This window comes from Cytophagaceae bacterium, from assembly GCA_016722655.1.
GTDB lineage: Bacteria > Bacteroidota > Bacteroidia > Cytophagales > Spirosomataceae > Leadbetterella.
The window spans coordinates 905810-921366 of the sequence record JADKIR010000004.1 but is presented as its reverse complement, the minus strand read 5'-3'; the positions used below and the strand labels follow the sequence as shown (position 1 = coordinate 921366).

Annotated in this window: 13 protein-coding genes; 10 read left to right on the top strand and 3 right to left on the bottom strand. The window is 40.0% G+C overall.

The window, feature by feature from the left end:
* Nucleotides 1-27: 27 nt before the first annotated feature.
* A complete protein-coding gene (locus IPP61_04635) occupies nucleotides 28-2106 on the bottom strand; it encodes a S9 family peptidase (GenBank protein ID MBL0324456.1) in 2079 nt (692 codons plus the stop codon).
* A 154-nt stretch (nucleotides 2107-2260) separates the two neighbouring features.
* On the opposite strand from IPP61_04635, the gene IPP61_04630 reads away from it, so the two are divergent.
* The 9 genes from IPP61_04630 (at nucleotide 2261) to IPP61_04590 (ending at nucleotide 11839) form a co-directional block, all read left to right on the top strand.
* Nucleotides 2261-3736 carry a M28 family peptidase gene (locus IPP61_04630; GenBank protein ID MBL0324455.1) on the top strand — a complete coding sequence of 492 codons (1476 nt, stop codon included), beginning with the start codon at nucleotides 2261-2263 and terminating at the stop codon, nucleotides 3734-3736.
* A gap of 18 nt (nucleotides 3737-3754) precedes the next feature.
* Nucleotides 3755-5299 (top strand): YifB family Mg chelatase-like AAA ATPase, encoded by a 1545-nt coding sequence (locus tag IPP61_04625; GenBank protein ID MBL0324454.1) that lies wholly within the window; start codon nucleotides 3755-3757, stop codon nucleotides 5297-5299.
* Nucleotides 5300-5334: 35 nt separating this feature from the next.
* On the top strand, nucleotides 5335-7041 hold the full coding sequence (locus tag IPP61_04620; protein ID MBL0324453.1) for a DUF262 domain-containing protein: 1707 nt from the start codon (nucleotides 5335-5337) through the stop codon (nucleotides 7039-7041).
* Nucleotides 7042-7130: 89 nt separating this feature from the next.
* A complete protein-coding gene (locus IPP61_04615) occupies nucleotides 7131-7532 on the top strand; it encodes a nuclear transport factor 2 family protein (protein ID MBL0324452.1) in 402 nt (133 codons plus the stop codon).
* Between the two features lie 70 nt (nucleotides 7533-7602).
* The gene (locus IPP61_04610) at nucleotides 7603-8187 is read left to right on the top strand and encodes a GNAT family N-acetyltransferase (protein MBL0324451.1); all 585 of its coding nucleotides are present in this window, start codon (nucleotides 7603-7605) and stop codon (nucleotides 8185-8187) included.
* On the top strand, nucleotides 8181-9080 hold the full coding sequence (locus IPP61_04605) for a carbon-nitrogen hydrolase family protein (GenBank protein MBL0324450.1): 900 nt from the start codon (nucleotides 8181-8183) through the stop codon (nucleotides 9078-9080). Before IPP61_04610 ends, IPP61_04605 begins: the two co-directional genes overlap by 7 nt.
* 14 nt (nucleotides 9081-9094) lie before the next feature.
* The gene (locus IPP61_04600) at nucleotides 9095-9292 is read left to right on the top strand and encodes a hypothetical protein (GenBank protein ID MBL0324449.1); all 198 of its coding nucleotides are present in this window, start codon (nucleotides 9095-9097) and stop codon (nucleotides 9290-9292) included.
* Nucleotides 9293-9299: 7 nt separating this feature from the next.
* Nucleotides 9300-9632 carry a DUF4180 domain-containing protein gene (locus IPP61_04595; protein ID MBL0324448.1) on the top strand — a complete coding sequence of 111 codons (333 nt, stop codon included), beginning with the start codon at nucleotides 9300-9302 and terminating at the stop codon, nucleotides 9630-9632.
* Between the two features lie 32 nt (nucleotides 9633-9664).
* Nucleotides 9665-11839, top strand: a complete 2175-nt coding sequence (locus IPP61_04590; protein MBL0324447.1) for a S9 family peptidase — start codon at nucleotides 9665-9667, stop codon at nucleotides 11837-11839.
* Between the two features lie 166 nt (nucleotides 11840-12005).
* On the opposite strand, the gene IPP61_04585 is transcribed toward IPP61_04590, so the two are convergent.
* On the bottom strand, nucleotides 12006-12461 hold the full coding sequence (locus IPP61_04585; GenBank protein ID MBL0324446.1) for an RES family NAD+ phosphorylase: 456 nt from the start codon (nucleotides 12459-12461) through the stop codon (nucleotides 12006-12008).
* A 2-nt stretch (nucleotides 12462-12463) separates the two neighbouring features.
* Nucleotides 12464-12892, bottom strand: coding sequence for a DUF2384 domain-containing protein (locus IPP61_04580; protein MBL0324445.1), 429 nt, complete (start codon nucleotides 12890-12892; stop codon nucleotides 12464-12466).
* Between the two features lie 240 nt (nucleotides 12893-13132).
* Here IPP61_04580 and IPP61_04575 point away from each other — a divergent pair, with 240 nt between their 5' ends.
* Nucleotides 13133-15526 carry a DUF4982 domain-containing protein gene (locus tag IPP61_04575; GenBank protein MBL0324444.1) on the top strand — a complete coding sequence of 798 codons (2394 nt, stop codon included), beginning with the start codon at nucleotides 13133-13135 and terminating at the stop codon, nucleotides 15524-15526.
* Nucleotides 15527-15557 lie beyond the last annotated feature (31 nt).

Genomic DNA, 15557 nt, shown 5'->3' with positions numbered 1-15557 from the left:
ACAATTTAAGCGAAATTTAATCTTATACTACAATTTTTTAGCCAATTCCAATATGAAACTGAAATTTAATGCGGTTTCTTTTAACGCTGAAAATCTGCCAGATGCACCACCATGACCGGCACTCATATTTGTATGTAAAATCAAAATATTTTTATCTGTTTTATAATCTCTCAATTTCGCAACCCATTTTGCCGGCTCCCAATATTGTACCTGACTGTCGTGTAGCCCTGCGGTCACTAAAAGGTTAGGGTAATTTTTCCTTTCTACCTGATCATAAGGTGAATATGATAGCATGTATTCGTAAGAATCTTTATTTTTCGGATTGCCCCATTCTTCAAATTCACCTGTAGTCAGTGGAATTGACTCATCTAGCATAGTGGTTACTACATCAACAAAAGGCACTGCGGCAACTACACCTTTGTAAAGTTTCGGAGCCTGATTTATGATGGCTCCCATAAGTAAGCCGCCTGCACTGCCGCCCATTGCAAAAAGACCATCTGTGCTCGTATATTTTTTTTCAATCAAGCCTCTTGAACAATCTACAAAATCATTAAAAGTATTGATTTTTTTAAACATTTTACCATCCTCGTACCATTGACGACCCATTTCCTGTCCACCCCTAATATGGCTAATGGCAAAAATAAAACCACGATCCAGTAAGCTTAACCGACTAGAGCTAAACGATGCATCGGTAGTATATCCATAAGAACCATAAGAATATTGAAGAAGTGGTGGAGTGCCATCAATTTTAGTATTTTTATGATAAACCAGCGAAACCGGAATATTAACTCCATCCCGTGATTTGATGTACAACCTTTCTGATTTATAATTGTTTTTGTCGAAACCTCCCAAAATCTCCTGTTCTTTTTTCAAAGTTTTTTCCTGATTATCCATGTTATAATCAAATGTCGAGGAGGGAGTAGTGAGTGAATTGTATCCAAATCGAAGCAATTCGGTATTAAAGTCGGGATTGGTTCCTATGTAAGCATCATAGGTTGGCTCTCCAAAATCAACATAATGTTCGGAATTATTTTTTTGATTAATTATTCTGAGTTTAATCAAGCCTTCTTTTCTTTCCTGAATCACCAGATGGTTTTTGAATACTTCTAAGCCTTCTAGTAAGACATCTTTTCGATGGGCAATTTTTTCTTTCCAAAATTTAGTATTTGCCGCGTTTTTTTCATCTACTTCAACCAATTTAAAATTAATGGCTTTGTTGAGGTTAGTTTTTACAAAAAATCTATTTTCAAAATGTTCAACATAATACTCATGGCCATTTTTTCTTGGCAAAAATGTCTTGAAATTGCCCATAGGCTTAGATGCTTCTAATAGCTGATATTCAGTAGCTACGCCGTTTTGCTCCGAGATAATTGCCACGTATTTTTTTGATTTCATCCGGTACAAACCAGTATAAAACTGATTGTCTTTTTCTTCATAAACCAATTGGTCAGAACCGGGGTCTGTGCCTAAAATATGCCGGAAAATTTTGTTTCCCAGGAGCGTTTGCTGGTCTCTGATGATATAAAAAATAGTTTTATTGTCGGCACCCCAGGCATAGCTGCCCCCTTCTGTATTTTTTATTGTTTCGGGGTAAAGTTCGCCAGTTTTAAGATTTTTAAAAATCAGGTCATAGTTTCTGCGGCTGATAGTATCTATCCCATAAGCCATAATCTCTTCATTGTCAGATATTTCAAAACCGCCAATCTGAAAATATTCTTTACCCTGGCCCAACAAATTGCCATCCAAAATTATTTCCTCGGCTGCATCAAGGTTACTTTTTTTTCTGCAAAAAACGGGATATTCTCCTCCCTCAACATATTTTGAATAATAAAAATAACTGCCGTCTTTATATGGAACCGATTCATCTTTTTCTTTGATTCGGCCTTTCATTTCTTCAAAAAGAGCATCCTTCTGAGCTGAAATGGGCTTCATTACGTCTTCAAGGTATTGGTTTTCGGCAGTGAGATATTTTATTACCTCAGGATCCTCTCTTTGGTTTAACCAATAATAATTGTCGGTACGGGAGTGGTTATGTGTTGTGATAATATGAGGTATTTTTGTTGCCACCGGGGCAGTTATTCCTTTATTGGATATTTTTTGAGCCATTGAGAAATTGGTTACTGTAAAATGCAAAAGTAGCAGTATAATTTTTTTCATACAGATAAGTAATTGAGAATTGAATAAAAAAAAACCTAAGAAATTTTATTTTTACACTTTTAAAATTGAATATTTACTAAATAAAACTCACATCAAACCCTAAATGAGTAAATTAAGAATATTAATTTTCGCAATTGTATTGGTAATAACGGCATTTTCACCTGAAAAAGATGAAATGTTAAATACTTTTTTTAGAATAAATAAAGACGTATTAGAAAATGGGCAATCTTATGAAACCCTAAAATATGCCACAAATACCATTGGCCACAGGCTAACCGGGAGTAGCAATGGGAAAAAAGCTGAAGAATATGCCTTTAATCTTTTAAAGAAATATGGGTATGCCAGCACCAGATACATGCCATTTCAAGTGGATTCATGGTCACGAGATACCGTGAGTCTTTCCTTAGTACCCGAAGAAAGCGACAATTTTGTTGATTTTCCGGTGGTAGCTCTGGCTCATTCGCCGGTCTCATCCCATATTACGGCCAAAATTGTGGATTGTGGTGATGGCCTTGAGTCTGATTTTGAAAAAGTAAAGGGAGAATTAAATGGGAAAGTGGCCTTAATGAATATAAATATTCAGAAAGAAGTAAATAAAGGACAAAAAAATCTGCACCGTTCAGAAAAAACGGCTCTGGCCATAAAATTTGGTGCGGTGGGAGTAATCATAGCCAATTCGGTTGACGGTGAGGTTTTGCTTACCGGAACGGCCTCAGTTACTGGTGACCTTATTCCGATTCCTGCCGTATGTGTTTCGAAAGAGACAGGAAAAAGTATGAGAAGGTGGATAAAAGATGAGCACAATATTTTGGCCGTAATTGACATGCTAAATTACAGCAGGCCTATCAATGCCAGAAACGTAGTGGCTACCCATTTGGGGTCTTCTAAAAAACTAAAAACAGAAAAAATCGTAATTGGTGGTCACCTTGACTCCTGGGACCTGGCCACAGGTGCTATGGACAACGGAATAGGGTCGTTTTCGGTACTTGATATTGCAAGAGTTTTTAAAGCATTGAAATTGAAAACCAAACGCTCAATAGAATTTGTGATGTTTATGGGCGAAGAGCAGGGACTTTTGGGCTCAAAATCGATGGCCAACAAATATGTTGAAACCGGTGAAATCAATAATGTTAAATTGATGATGAACCTTGATATGGTAAATAATACAATGGGTTTTAATGCTTCGGGAAATGATGCCCTAAATTTAAAACTGGAAGAACTGGGAGCCTATATTCAAAAAATAGATGCCTCTTACAAAAACATGAATCATAACCGGGCAGGATTGCACAGCGACCATCAGCCGTTTATGTTGAAAGGGGTTCCGGTGTGTAATCCATCGGGTAGTTTTCCGGTGAAAGCTTATGGTTGCTACCATGCCAATTGTGACCGAATAGACCTCATAGACAAAGATCAGATTAACAACAATGTGAGGTTTACGGCCATGATGCTCTATGCACTGGCCAATATGGATGAGTTGCCGGTGAAGTTTCGTAACAGTGAAGAAACCAGGGATTTTCTGATCAAACAAGACCTTAAAAAAGAGCTGGTCATAGGCAAGGACTGGCATTGGGAAGAATAATAAAAATTTAAAATTGATATGTTATCCACTACAAATGGTGCCGCAGTTTATGGGGTGAGTGCCACGCTCATTACAGTTGAAGTGAGTGTTTTGAAAGGCGGTTTTGGTCTGAGTGTGGTCGGGCTGCCCGACAATGCCGTAAGAGAAAGTCTGCAAAGAATTGATGCCGCTCTGAAAAATGGCGGTTATGAAGTTTCACGCTACAAAACGATTGTGAATCTGGCCCCGGCAGATATCAGAAAAGAAGGTTCGGCCTATGATTTACCCATTGCGATTTGTCTGCTTTCATCAGGTGGAAACCTGATTTATGAAAAGGAAATCAAAGAATATGTGATTTTGGGTGAGTTGGCTTTGGACGGAAAACTCAGACCTATCAAAGGGGTACTTCCTATTGCGATAGAAGCCCGGACCAATAAACTGAAAGGATTTATTTTACCCAAAGAAAATGCATTGGAGGCTTCAATCGTCAATAATCTGGATGTGATTGGCGTAGAAACCTTGCAGGAAGCAGTTGATTTTTTGACCGGCGAAATTGACATTAAACCGTTGGTTACCGATACCCGCGACATATTTTATCACACCCTCAACGAATACGAGGCCGATTTTTCGCATGTGCAAGGCCAGGAAAATATCAAACGGGCACTGGAGATTGCCGCTGCCGGTGGGCATAATGCCATCATGATTGGCCCTCCCGGTGCCGGTAAAACCATGCTTGCAAAACGGCTGCCTTCTATTTTGCCACCTTTGACGCTTTCGGAGGCTCTCGAAACCACCAAGATACATTCCGTTGCAGGAAAGCTGGATACCAATTCTTCTTTGATTGCCCGCAGGCCATTTCGAAATCCCCATCATACCATTTCTGATGCGGCATTGGTGGGTGGTGGTAGTTTTCCTCAGCCGGGCGAGATTTCGTTGGCACATAATGGGGTGCTTTTCCTTGATGAATTGCCCGAATTTAAACGTACCGTGCTGGAAGTGATGCGACAACCGCTGGAAGAGCGGAAAGTGGTGATATCCAGAACGCGTTTGGCGGTGGAGTTTCCAAGTAGTTTTATGTTGATAGCGAGTATGAACCCCTGTCCATGTGGGTATTATAATCACCCGGAGAAAGACTGTACTTGTCCGCCCGGAGCGGTAGAAAAATATCTGAATAAGATCTCGGGACCCTTGCTCGACCGCATTGACCTGCACGTAGAGGTGACTCCGGTGAGCTTTGATGAGATATCCAGCACCCGAAAAAATGAATCATCCGGAGAAATAAGAGAAAGAGTAGTAAAAGCCAGAGAGATACAGATTGATAGGTTCAAGGAATTCCCGGAGATACATTCCAATGCCATGATGCCTGCCGAAATGGTAAAAAATATCTGTGAAATTGGAGATGCCGGACGTGCTTTGCTCAAAAAAGCCATGGAAAGGCTGGGGCTTTCAGCACGGGCTTATGACCGCATTTTGAAGGTTTCCCGCACCATCGCCGACCTGGCCGGTACCGAAGAAATCAGAATCGAGCACCTTGCGGAAGCGATCCAATACAGAAGTCTGGACAGAGAAAGTTGGGCGGGGTGAAGAGAAATTGTTATTTTTGAAATTAAAAAAACCAAATGGGAACAGGACATTTATTAGATACTAAAACCGTATCCTTCAATGACATTTTAGGAAATGGTAAAATTTATAAAGTTCCTCAATTTCAAAGAGATTATTCTTGGGAATTAGACAATTGGGAAGATTTATGGAATGATATTGAAATCGCTGAAAAGAACAATAGCCCGCACTACATGGGATCAGTTGTGCTTCAGAGTTCAAATGGGAAAGAATTTTCTATAATAGATGGGCAACAAAGATTTACCACTTTGTCCTTATTAACATTAGCCGTAATCGATGCCATAAGTAAAATTGCGGAAAACGGAAAAAATAATGTTGACGAAAATTTTGAAAGAAAGGAAATTCTAATGCGTCAATATATTGGACAAAAGGATCCGAGTTCTTTAACATATTCAAGTAAATTGTTTTTAAATGAAAATAATGATGGTTTTTTCCAGACAAGATTAATTGCATTCAAAGAGCCTATAAATGTAAAAAAATTGTCAGACTCTGAAAAACTACTTTGGGAAGGTTATTTATTTTTTCAAGAAAAAATTAAGAATAAATTTAAAGATGAAGATGGGTCGAAATTGGCGTCCTTTATCAATAATATCGCTGGTGAATTGATGATGTTTATCCAAATCACAGTAAAGGATGAATTAAATGCATATACTGTCTTCGAAACTTTAAATTCTCGTGGAGTGGAACTTACTTCAACAGATTTATTGAAAAATTATCTTTTTTCATTAGTTGCGAAAAGTAACTCAGATTTAAAACAAATAAAGCATCAATGGAAAAAAATAATTGACACAATTGGATTAAAAGAATTCCCCAATTTTCTAAGGTATTTTCTTTTAGGAACTAGAAAACAAATTACAAAAGAATATTTATTTAAAGAAATAAAAAGTTTTGTAAGAAGTGGAGAGGATGTGTTCAAATTATTGGAAGAGCTTGAGTCTAATGCGTATTATTATGTTGCCCTTAGTTCTCCAGATGACGAATTATGGAGTTTGGATAAAGAAAACAAAAGTAATATAACTATCCTTAAGGCTTTTAAAGTTACACAATGGAAGCCTCTTTTGATGGTTGCTCTGAAAAAATTTGACGAATCATCAGTAAAGCGACTCATTAATTCAATTGTAACAATTTCATTTAGATATAGTGTAATATCAAAATTGCAAACGAATGAAATGGAAAAAGTTTATAGTAAAGCCTCGATAAATCTTTACTTTTCCGAAAATCCAAATTTGAAAAGTGTTCTGAATGATTTGAAAGCAATTTATGTAGATGATGAAAATTTTAGATATAATTTTTCATTTAAACAGTTTATTACAAATAACTCAACTGAAAAAAAAATCTTAAGATACATCTTATATAAACTTGAAAGTCAAATTTCGGGAGGGCATAACTTTGATTTTGAATTGGATAATGGTACAATTGAGCATATTCTTCCAGAAAGTTATTCAGAAGCATGGCAAGAAGAATTTAGCGAAGATGAATTTTATAAAAATGTTTACCTTTTAGGAAATTTGACGTTATTAGAAATGTCAAAAAACAATAAAGACGCTTCAGATAAAGGATTTGAAGAAAAAAAGGAAGTGTTTTCTTCAAGTAAATATCAGATTACTAATACTATTGATTATAATTCATGGAATCCCAAGAGTGTAAAAGCAAGGCAAGAACATTTAAGCAAAATAGCTACTGGGATTTGGAAAATTCAATTTTAATTGGGTTGGGTTTAGGTTTATTTTTTTAATCTGCAATATTTATGAATTACTTCCTTTATGGGAATTATTGATTTAAAAAATAAAAACAAATGACTTCAGTAGAAATCGTAAAAGCGTATTATCAGAATTTTAATGACAAAAACTGGCAGGGCATGCTTGACTTGCTGAGTGAGGATATCCGGCATGATGCCAATCAGGGCGACAGCAGAGTGGGGAAGGAGCTTTTCAGGGAGTTTTTGGCCCACATGGATCGTTGCTATGATGAGACACTGACTGAAATGGTGTTTTTTGCTGAACCTACTGACCAAAGAGTGGCTGTAGAGTTTGTAGTCAATGGCACTTATAAAAGTTCCGACGAAGGCCTGCCTGAGGCTACCGGTCAAAAATATGTACTTCCGGCGGGGGCTTTCCTGGATGTGAAAGATGGAAAAATCAGCAGGGTGACGACCTACTACAATTTGCCGCTGTGGGAGAAGATGGTGTTGGGGTAATGTGCTAATTATTAATGTGATAATGTGTTAATTGAATGGGCTTACAGCCAATAGCCTACCTCCTGAATATATGATTTTTAAAACATTCATAGGAAAAGAAATCGAAAGTGTGATAGAGGAGCTTGGGAGGCTTCGGATAGCGGTGTTTCGGGCGTTTCCGTATTTGTATGAAGGCAGCCTGGAGTATGAAAAGGAATATCTGAAAGTATATACGGCCTCGGAAAAATCGTTTTTGTTTTCGGTGTGGGAGGATGGCAAAATGGTGGGGGCTACAACCTGTATTCCCTTGATGGATGAGAGTGAAGAAGTACATGAGGCTTTTGATATAGCCGGCTTGAACAAGGAAAATATTTTTTATTTTGGTGAAAGCATTTTATTGCCCCAATACCGGGGAAGAGGGCTTGGGAAGCGATTTTTTGAGGAAAGAGAGGCTCATGCCCGTTCTTTTAATACATTTGAGTTTACATGTTTTTGCGGCGTCGTTAGGCCTGAGAATCACCCTTTAAGACCAAAAGATTATGTGCCATTGGATGAATTTTGGAAGGAGAGAGGCTATGAAAAGCAGGAAAATTTGAAGAGTTGGTTTGAGTGGCAAGACATCGACGAGCAGGTTTCCAGCCCCAAGACGATGGTATATTGGATGAAAAAATTATGACAAAAGTAGCAGCGGCGGCTTACCCAATTGCCTATCATACCTCATGGGAAGCCTGGCAGGAATATGTGGAAGGTTGGGTGAAAAGGGCGGCCTCTAAAAAAGCCGACTGGCTGGTCTTTCCCGAATATGGGTCCATAGAGTTGGTGAGTTTGCTCCCAAAAGCAATACAGAGCGATGCCTACCGGCAGATTAGAGAAATGCAGATTTTAGTGGAGGGTTTTCAGAATTGGTACACCGAATTGGCCAAGAAATACGATGTTTTGATAGTTGCTCCGAGTTTTCCGCTGGAGGTTTCAAGCAAGATTATCAACAGGGCATGGGTCTTTACCCCAAAAGGTTTGGCGGGATACCAGGATAAATTTTTTATGACGCCTTTTGAAAAAAATGAATGGAGCGTGAGCTCCTCAGAGAAAATTCTTACAGTTTTTGAAACTGAAAAGGGGAGTTTCGGGATTCAGATTTGTTACGATGGTGAGTTTGCTGTCGGATCATATCATCTGGCACAAAATGGGGCTCAACTAATACTGCATCCCAGCTGCACCGAAACCATCCGAGGAGCCACCCGTGTACATGTAGGGGCACGAGCACGGGCATTGGAAAATCAATGTTACACCTTGGTTTCACAGACGACCGGTGAGGCACTTTGGACTCCTGCCGCCGATTATAACTATGGCTATTGTGGGGCCTATTCTACGCCCGATTTGGGTTTACCCGAGGAAGGTATCTTTTCTGTTTCAGAACATCAAAAACCGCTTTGGCACTTCCAGGAGTTTGATTTTTCACTGCTGGAAAAAGTAAGAGAAGAAGGAGGGGTACTGAATTATGAGGACCATAAAACGCTGGATTATAATTTAAAAAATGAAGAAATCTTGATTAGAAAGGTCAAATGCTGATTTTATTTACCTTAATGGAATTTTCAAAAAAACAAGTAGTAAAAGATATCACACAGTTCCATTCCACATTATGTTTTTGTAAAATAGACAGTAATTTCTCCGTTTTTTCTGTCACAGCCGATGAATTTCAGGGATTTGAAGTGCGGTACGCAGGTCATGTAGATACGGGAAAAGAAAGTTTCACTGATCCGGCAATTGGTGGAATAATTTGATTTTTAAATGGAAATAATCGAACAAATAGAGGGCGAAATAAGAGTGGCAAAAATAAAATCTGAAGCTATTTTGATTAATAATCTCGACGATGCCACGCAGTTATTAGGGGACTTTTATTACCAGGGTTTTGACAAAATCATTTTGGAGGAACAGAATATATGCCACGATTTTTTTGATTTGAAAACAAAATTGGCCGGTGAAATTTTACAGAAATTCAGCAATTTCAAAATGAAACTCGTTATAGTGGGTGATTGGCAAAAATATGAAAGTAAAAGTCTGCAAGATTTTACTTTTGAGAGCAATAAAGGCACTTTGATTAATTTTGTTGAAAAAAAATAGATTATTTTTGCCTAAACCGTAATTTTCTAAATATGAAAAAACTTCTCATCATTCTTATCCTGTATTTTGTTTGTGAAATTTCTTTTGCACAACCTACACACTGGGCCAATGACGGCAAAAGTTATTTTGAACTAAAAAGTGGGGCGTTGGTAAAAACGAATCTTGAAACCAAAGCTTCAGAAACAATTATTGATGCCAATAAACTCGCATTCAATGGCCAACCTTTGGATATTGATAATTTTAAATTTACTCCCGACGAAAAGAAACTTGTGATTTTTGCCAATACCAGCAGAGTTTGGCGATACAATACCAAAGGCGACTACTATGTGTATGACCTTCCGGCACAAAAACTTCAAAGAATCGGAGCAACAATGCCGGCATCAACCACGATGTTTGCCAAAATATCACCCGATGGCAGCAAAGCAGCCTATGTGAGCAACCGTAATATCTATGTGGAGGATCTGAAAACGGGTACAATAAAAGCTTTGACCAAGACCGACGGCAACCCAAAACTCATTAACGGCACCTTTGACTGGGCTTATGAAGAGGAATTTGGCATTTACGATGGTTTCCGTTGGTCGCCGGACAGCAAACAGATAGCTTATTGGCAATTGGACGCTTCGGGAATCAAGTATTTCAATATGATCAACAATACTGACGACATTTATGCTAAAGTGATTCCTTTGGAATATCCTAAAGTAGGTCAGGATCCTTCATCTTGCAGAATTGGAGTGGTGGATGTAAAAACCGCCAAAACCAAGTGGATGGATGTGCCGGGAGATAGCAAGCAACATTACATTCCTCGTATGGAATGGGTAGAAGCGGGTAAAATCATGGTGCAACAACTTGACCGCAAACAGCAGGTTTCAAAATTATTTTATGCTGACAGTAAAACCGGATCAGCGACTAAAATATATGAAGAATCAGACCCCAATGCATGGGTCGATGTACGCATCACCTGGCATGAAGATCAGCCTGCCGGCTGGGAATGGATTAAAGGTGGCAATGAGTTTTTGTGGGTAACCGAAAAAGACGGCTGGAATCATGTATACAAAATCTCAAAAGATGGTAAAAACGAGACTTTGGTGACCAAAGGAAACTATGACGTGGTTGACCCCCTAGGATATGACCAGGAGGCCGATTTGCTTTACTATACAGCTTCGCCCTCAGATAGCCGCCAGCTTTATCTTTATAAAATATCGGTAAAAACCCCCGGAGAAGCCGTGAGAATATCGCCAATGAATCAGGAGGGATCACATAGCTATACACTTTCCGACAATTTCAAATATGCCCAGCATCGGTTCAGCAATTATTATACACCAAACAGTACCGAGTGGATTACCTTGCCTGACCATAAGCCTCTCGACCCTTCAAAAGGGGTGGATACCAAAATTGACCCTGCTAAAAAAGCAGCTTCGAATGTAAAAATGGTGGAAGTGGTAACAGTCAGCGGTATCCCGATGGAAGGCTGGATGGCATTGCCCAAAAACTTTGATCCTAATAAAAAATACGCCACCGTATTTATGGTTTATGGTGAGCCTGCAGCTATGACCTCGAAAGACAATTGGTCAGCAGGGAAAAATAGCCTCTATATGGGCAATATGGCAGAAGATGGTTATATCTATGTCTCTATTGATGGCCGTGGCTCACCAGCACCTAAAGGAGCCGCATGGCGGAAAGCCATCTATCGCAATATCGGAATCGTCAATATCAAAGATCAGGCGGAAGGGGCTCAGGCTTTGTTTGCCAAATACCCTTTCATCGATCAGGAACGCATAGCTGTACATGGCTGGAGCGGTGGAGGTAGCTCTACACTCAATCTGCTTTTTAAATATCCCAAAGTTTATCAAACAGGCATAGCGGTAGCAGCAGTGGGCAACCAGCTGACCTATGACAATATCTATCAGGAACGCTACATGGGAGTGCCTCCCGGCGACCTGACCGGATTTGTGGAAGGCTCACCAGTGACTCACGCCAAAAATCTTGAAGGTAACCTGCTGTATATCCATGGTACCGGTGACGACAATGTACACTACCAGAACGCCGAAATGCTTGTCAATGAGTTGATTAAATACAACAAGCAGTTTCAGTTTATGCCTTATCCTAACCGTAGCCACGGAATTTTTGAAGGCGAAGGCACCCGCAGGCATCTCAATACGCTTTTCACAAAATATCTGAAAGAACATTGCCCGCCGGGGGGGAGGTGAGAATTAAAAATTATGGTAATATTAAGCCAAATGCTAATCATTAGTAGTTTGGCTTAATTTTTTTTGGCAGCCGGGCGTGCTTTCGCTAGTCGCTCTTTTTTTAAGCTATCGCTTCAAAAAAAAGGAGCTCCAACAATAGCTCAATCACTGCTGCGAAATTCTTGTGTCAAAGCAATCTCCCATCCCATTCAAAATCTTCGGACTGCAGGAGGGTCACTTTCTTTTCGAAATCCGGGTGGTGGGTATTAATCAGGAAATTATACTCCCTAGGCACTAGTGCTGAAGGGACTTTTAGAATAAGGCTTTTTTTACTTCGGTACCATTCTGAGCCTATTTCTTGTAGTAAGGGATATGCATTTATCGATCTCCAGTTTTTGTGCAAATCTTCGGGATTGACTTTAGTAACATCAAACTTTTCATCTATTTCAAGTTTGATATTGAGCAATTTATAGTCACTATGCGTGTTTATCGCACTGCGGTGTGCCACCATTTCCAGAGTCGCAAGTGAAACAGAACTTCCAGTATATATTACAAATTCATCTTCTTTATTCCATCGGTTTTCTATCCCTGATGCACTTAACTCCCTTGCAAATTTTGCTTTTCTGATATTAAAAACAATCATAATTATGCATTTTCCCCATATTCGATGGCTGTGAGGCGGTTATCTATGAATTTGATTCCCATGATAGTATCCAAAAAACTTACAGGTGGTTTGCTGTCGAGCAATATATTGGGTAAAGAAAGCCATTTCTCAAAATCGTCTTTATTTCCGAAAGTCTCAATACCGTGCTTATAAAGGGATAGCAATACCAAAATATGCTCTTTTGTGTTTTCTTTAAGGGAGAGCTCAGGATTTTTGCGGTAATTTCTAAATGTTCTTGAGGATATATTTAGCCAATCAGCCAAAAGGTTATCATTTAAAGTAAATAACTTATTTAGAATACTTACATAATCTGAATCTTGAGAACTATTTGCTACAAAAAGAAAAAATTTGGTTGAATCATGTATAGCAGGAATCTTCCCAATAATATCGTTTTGTCGTTTATCTAACATCGAAAGTGTCATAGTCTGAAATATTAATCACGTAAAAATAGGAAAATATTCCAACATTTAAAAGAAAATATTCCACTTCTTATATTTTACAATTTTCCACCCCCAAAAAATCTCACACCAAAACCCACCCAATCTCATTTTTTTTGAAAAAGTGAATATATAATTTTGCCATAAATAAAATCCCCAATCCAAACTCCCCTCTCCTCTGGAGAGGGGTCGGGGGTGAGGTCAAACGATATCATGAAAAAAACACTCGCCATCATTCTACTGTTCTCTGGATTGGTTTCAGCTCAGGAACGCACCCTTACTATTCTAAAAAATGGTTGGAAATTCCAAAAAGGAGCCGTTGTCAATGCTCAAACCGAAAAACTCGACGATTCCAAATGGGCTTCAGTTACCGTGCCGCACGACTGGGCTATCGCTGGGCCGTTTATCCCAGACGGTGATGGAAACACGGGAAAACTTCCCTGGAAAGGAGAGGGTTGGTACAGACTGAAATTTAACGTGCCCGCATCCGAAACTGAGAAAAAATACATCCTGCTTTTTGATGGCGTTATGGCTCAGCCTCAGGTTTTTGTGAATGGACAAAAAGCAGGGGGTTGGGACTATGGATACAATTCATTTTATATAGATATTACCTCATTTTTAAAGAAAAAAGGCGAAAATCTGCTGTCAGTACACGCCGATACCCGCCAGCATGACAGCCGATGGTATCCGGGAGCGGGCATTTATCGCAAAGTAACTCTGATTGCCCTTAATCCTGTACATACCAATATCTGGGGTACGCAGGTCCAAACCGCCATTCTGAAGCCGCACTATGCCGATATATTGGTAAGATCAGCCATAAAAAACGAGTCGCTTTCAGATAAAAAATTGAAAGTCATTCAAAAAATCTACAAAGACGGAAAATTTACCGGGGTCGATTTCTGGGTTGAGATGGAAATAAAAGCAGGTCAGAGTAAAAATGCCGAAAATACACTTACCCTTCCCAATCCGGCAAGATGGTCACTGGAGCACCCCGAATTGTATGAAGTTGAGACTTCCATTTTCGAAGGCAACACACTTTTAGATGTAACCCGGACTGATTTCGGAATAAGAGATATCAGAATCACGCCTGATAACGGCCTGTTTCTCAACGACCAGCGGGTGCAGCTCAAAGGGGTTAACCTTCATGCCGACCTGGGACCATTGGGTATGGCTTTTGACGAAAAAGTTTTCAAACGTCAGCTTTTGATTATGAAAAACATGGGTTGCAATGCCATTCGTACCAGCCATAATGTACCCGCACCTGAGCTGTTGGAGCTTTGCGACCGCATGGGTTTTTTGGTTTTCAATGAGGCTTTTGACAAATACGACGCCAAGGCCGATATCACCGACACCACTGATTTTGATGCTTTCGCCAAACGCAATATTGGCAACTTTGTTCGCCGCGACCGCAACCACCCTTCGGTGTTTATCTGGAGCGTGGGTAATGAGATGGCCGATCAGCAACTCAACCTCAACGGAGGTTTTGACAAGTTGCAAACGATGATAAACTACGTTAAAAAATACGATCCCACCCGACCCATCACCATGGCTTGCGATATTTTTCCTGCGACCAAAACACGTCATTTTGACTTTTATGACGTTCACAGCTGGAATTACGGCAGGCGATATGGCCTTGCCCGGCAGATGGAACCTAACAAAAGCGTAATAGTAAGCGAGTCGGCTTCAACCATCAGCAGCAGAGGGTATTATGAATTCCCGCTTCCAAAAGATAAAACCCAGGTTTCCAGTGCCTTGCAGATGAGTTCTTATGACTTCAACGCCCCGTATTGGGCTGAGATTTCTGACGACGATTTTATGTGGCAGCAAGACGAACCCTACATCGCCGGCGAGTTTGTGTGGACTGGCATCGATTATCTGGGTGAGCCAACGCCCTATACCAACGACTGGACCAAAGAAAATGGCCTGCCGGTCACTGCATCTTCTCGTAGTTCCTATTTTGGTATTGTGGACTTGTGCGGCATGCCCAAAGACCGCTATTTTCTATACAAAAGCTACTGGAACACCACCGATACCACCCTGCATGTGTTGCCACACTGGAACTGGCCGGAGAGACTGGGCCAAAACGTGCCGGTATTTGTATATACTTCAGGTGACTGTGCCGAGTTGTTTGTCAATGGCGTATCGCAAGGCAAAAAATGCAAGAATCCTAAGTCCGACAATTCCGTGGAGCGGTTTAGGTTGATGTGGGAAAATGTGACCTACCAACCGGGCGAACTCAAAGTGGTAGCCTATAAAAATGGGGTGCGTGTGGCCGAAAAAACCATCGCCACCACCACTGCACCTGTAAAAGTGAAAATCACGAAAGACAACACCCTGAAAGAAAAAGCAGATTATTATTTCTTTGAGTTAAGCGTTACCGACCAGGCCGGTCGGGAGTGCCCGACAGCTGCCAATGTAATCAAAATCAGCCTGAAAGGTGACGCCACCATTGCAGGTATTGACAACGGGAATCCCCAGAATTTCCAGTCATTTCGCAGTGAAAGCATCCCACTTTTTAACGGCAAGGCAATGGTCATCATCCATTCCGAGTCTGGTAAATTTGAGATTTCTGCGACTTCGGAGGAGCTGGGGGAAGGGAGTAATTAAAGTACTTGAAATAACTTAAGAATATTTAAAA

Bases quoted from the DNA above. Each gene is read 5' to 3' on its own strand.
- IPP61_04635 (MBL0324456.1), bottom strand. From the start codon at position 2,106: ATGGCTCAAAAAATATCCAATAAAGGAATAACTGCCCCGGTGGCAACA.
- IPP61_04630 (MBL0324455.1), top strand. From the start codon at position 2,261: ATGAGTAAATTAAGAATATTAATTTTCGCAATTGTATTGGTAATAACG.
- IPP61_04625 (MBL0324454.1), top strand. From the start codon at position 3,755: ATGTTATCCACTACAAATGGTGCCGCAGTTTATGGGGTGAGTGCCACG.
- IPP61_04620 (MBL0324453.1), top strand. From the start codon at position 5,335: ATGGGAACAGGACATTTATTAGATACTAAAACCGTATCCTTCAATGAC.
- IPP61_04615 (MBL0324452.1), top strand. From the start codon at position 7,131: ATGACTTCAGTAGAAATCGTAAAAGCGTATTATCAGAATTTTAATGAC.
- IPP61_04610 (MBL0324451.1), top strand. From the start codon at position 7,603: ATGATTTTTAAAACATTCATAGGAAAAGAAATCGAAAGTGTGATAGAG.
- IPP61_04600 (MBL0324449.1), top strand. From the start codon at position 9,095: ATGGAATTTTCAAAAAAACAAGTAGTAAAAGATATCACACAGTTCCAT.
- IPP61_04595 (MBL0324448.1), top strand. From the start codon at position 9,300: ATGGAAATAATCGAACAAATAGAGGGCGAAATAAGAGTGGCAAAAATA.
- IPP61_04590 (MBL0324447.1), top strand. From the start codon at position 9,665: ATGAAAAAACTTCTCATCATTCTTATCCTGTATTTTGTTTGTGAAATT.
- IPP61_04585 (MBL0324446.1), bottom strand. From the start codon at position 12,461: ATGATTGTTTTTAATATCAGAAAAGCAAAATTTGCAAGGGAGTTAAGT.
- IPP61_04580 (MBL0324445.1), bottom strand. From the start codon at position 12,892: ATGTTAGATAAACGACAAAACGATATTATTGGGAAGATTCCTGCTATA.
- IPP61_04575 (MBL0324444.1), top strand. From the start codon at position 13,133: ATGAAAAAAACACTCGCCATCATTCTACTGTTCTCTGGATTGGTTTCA.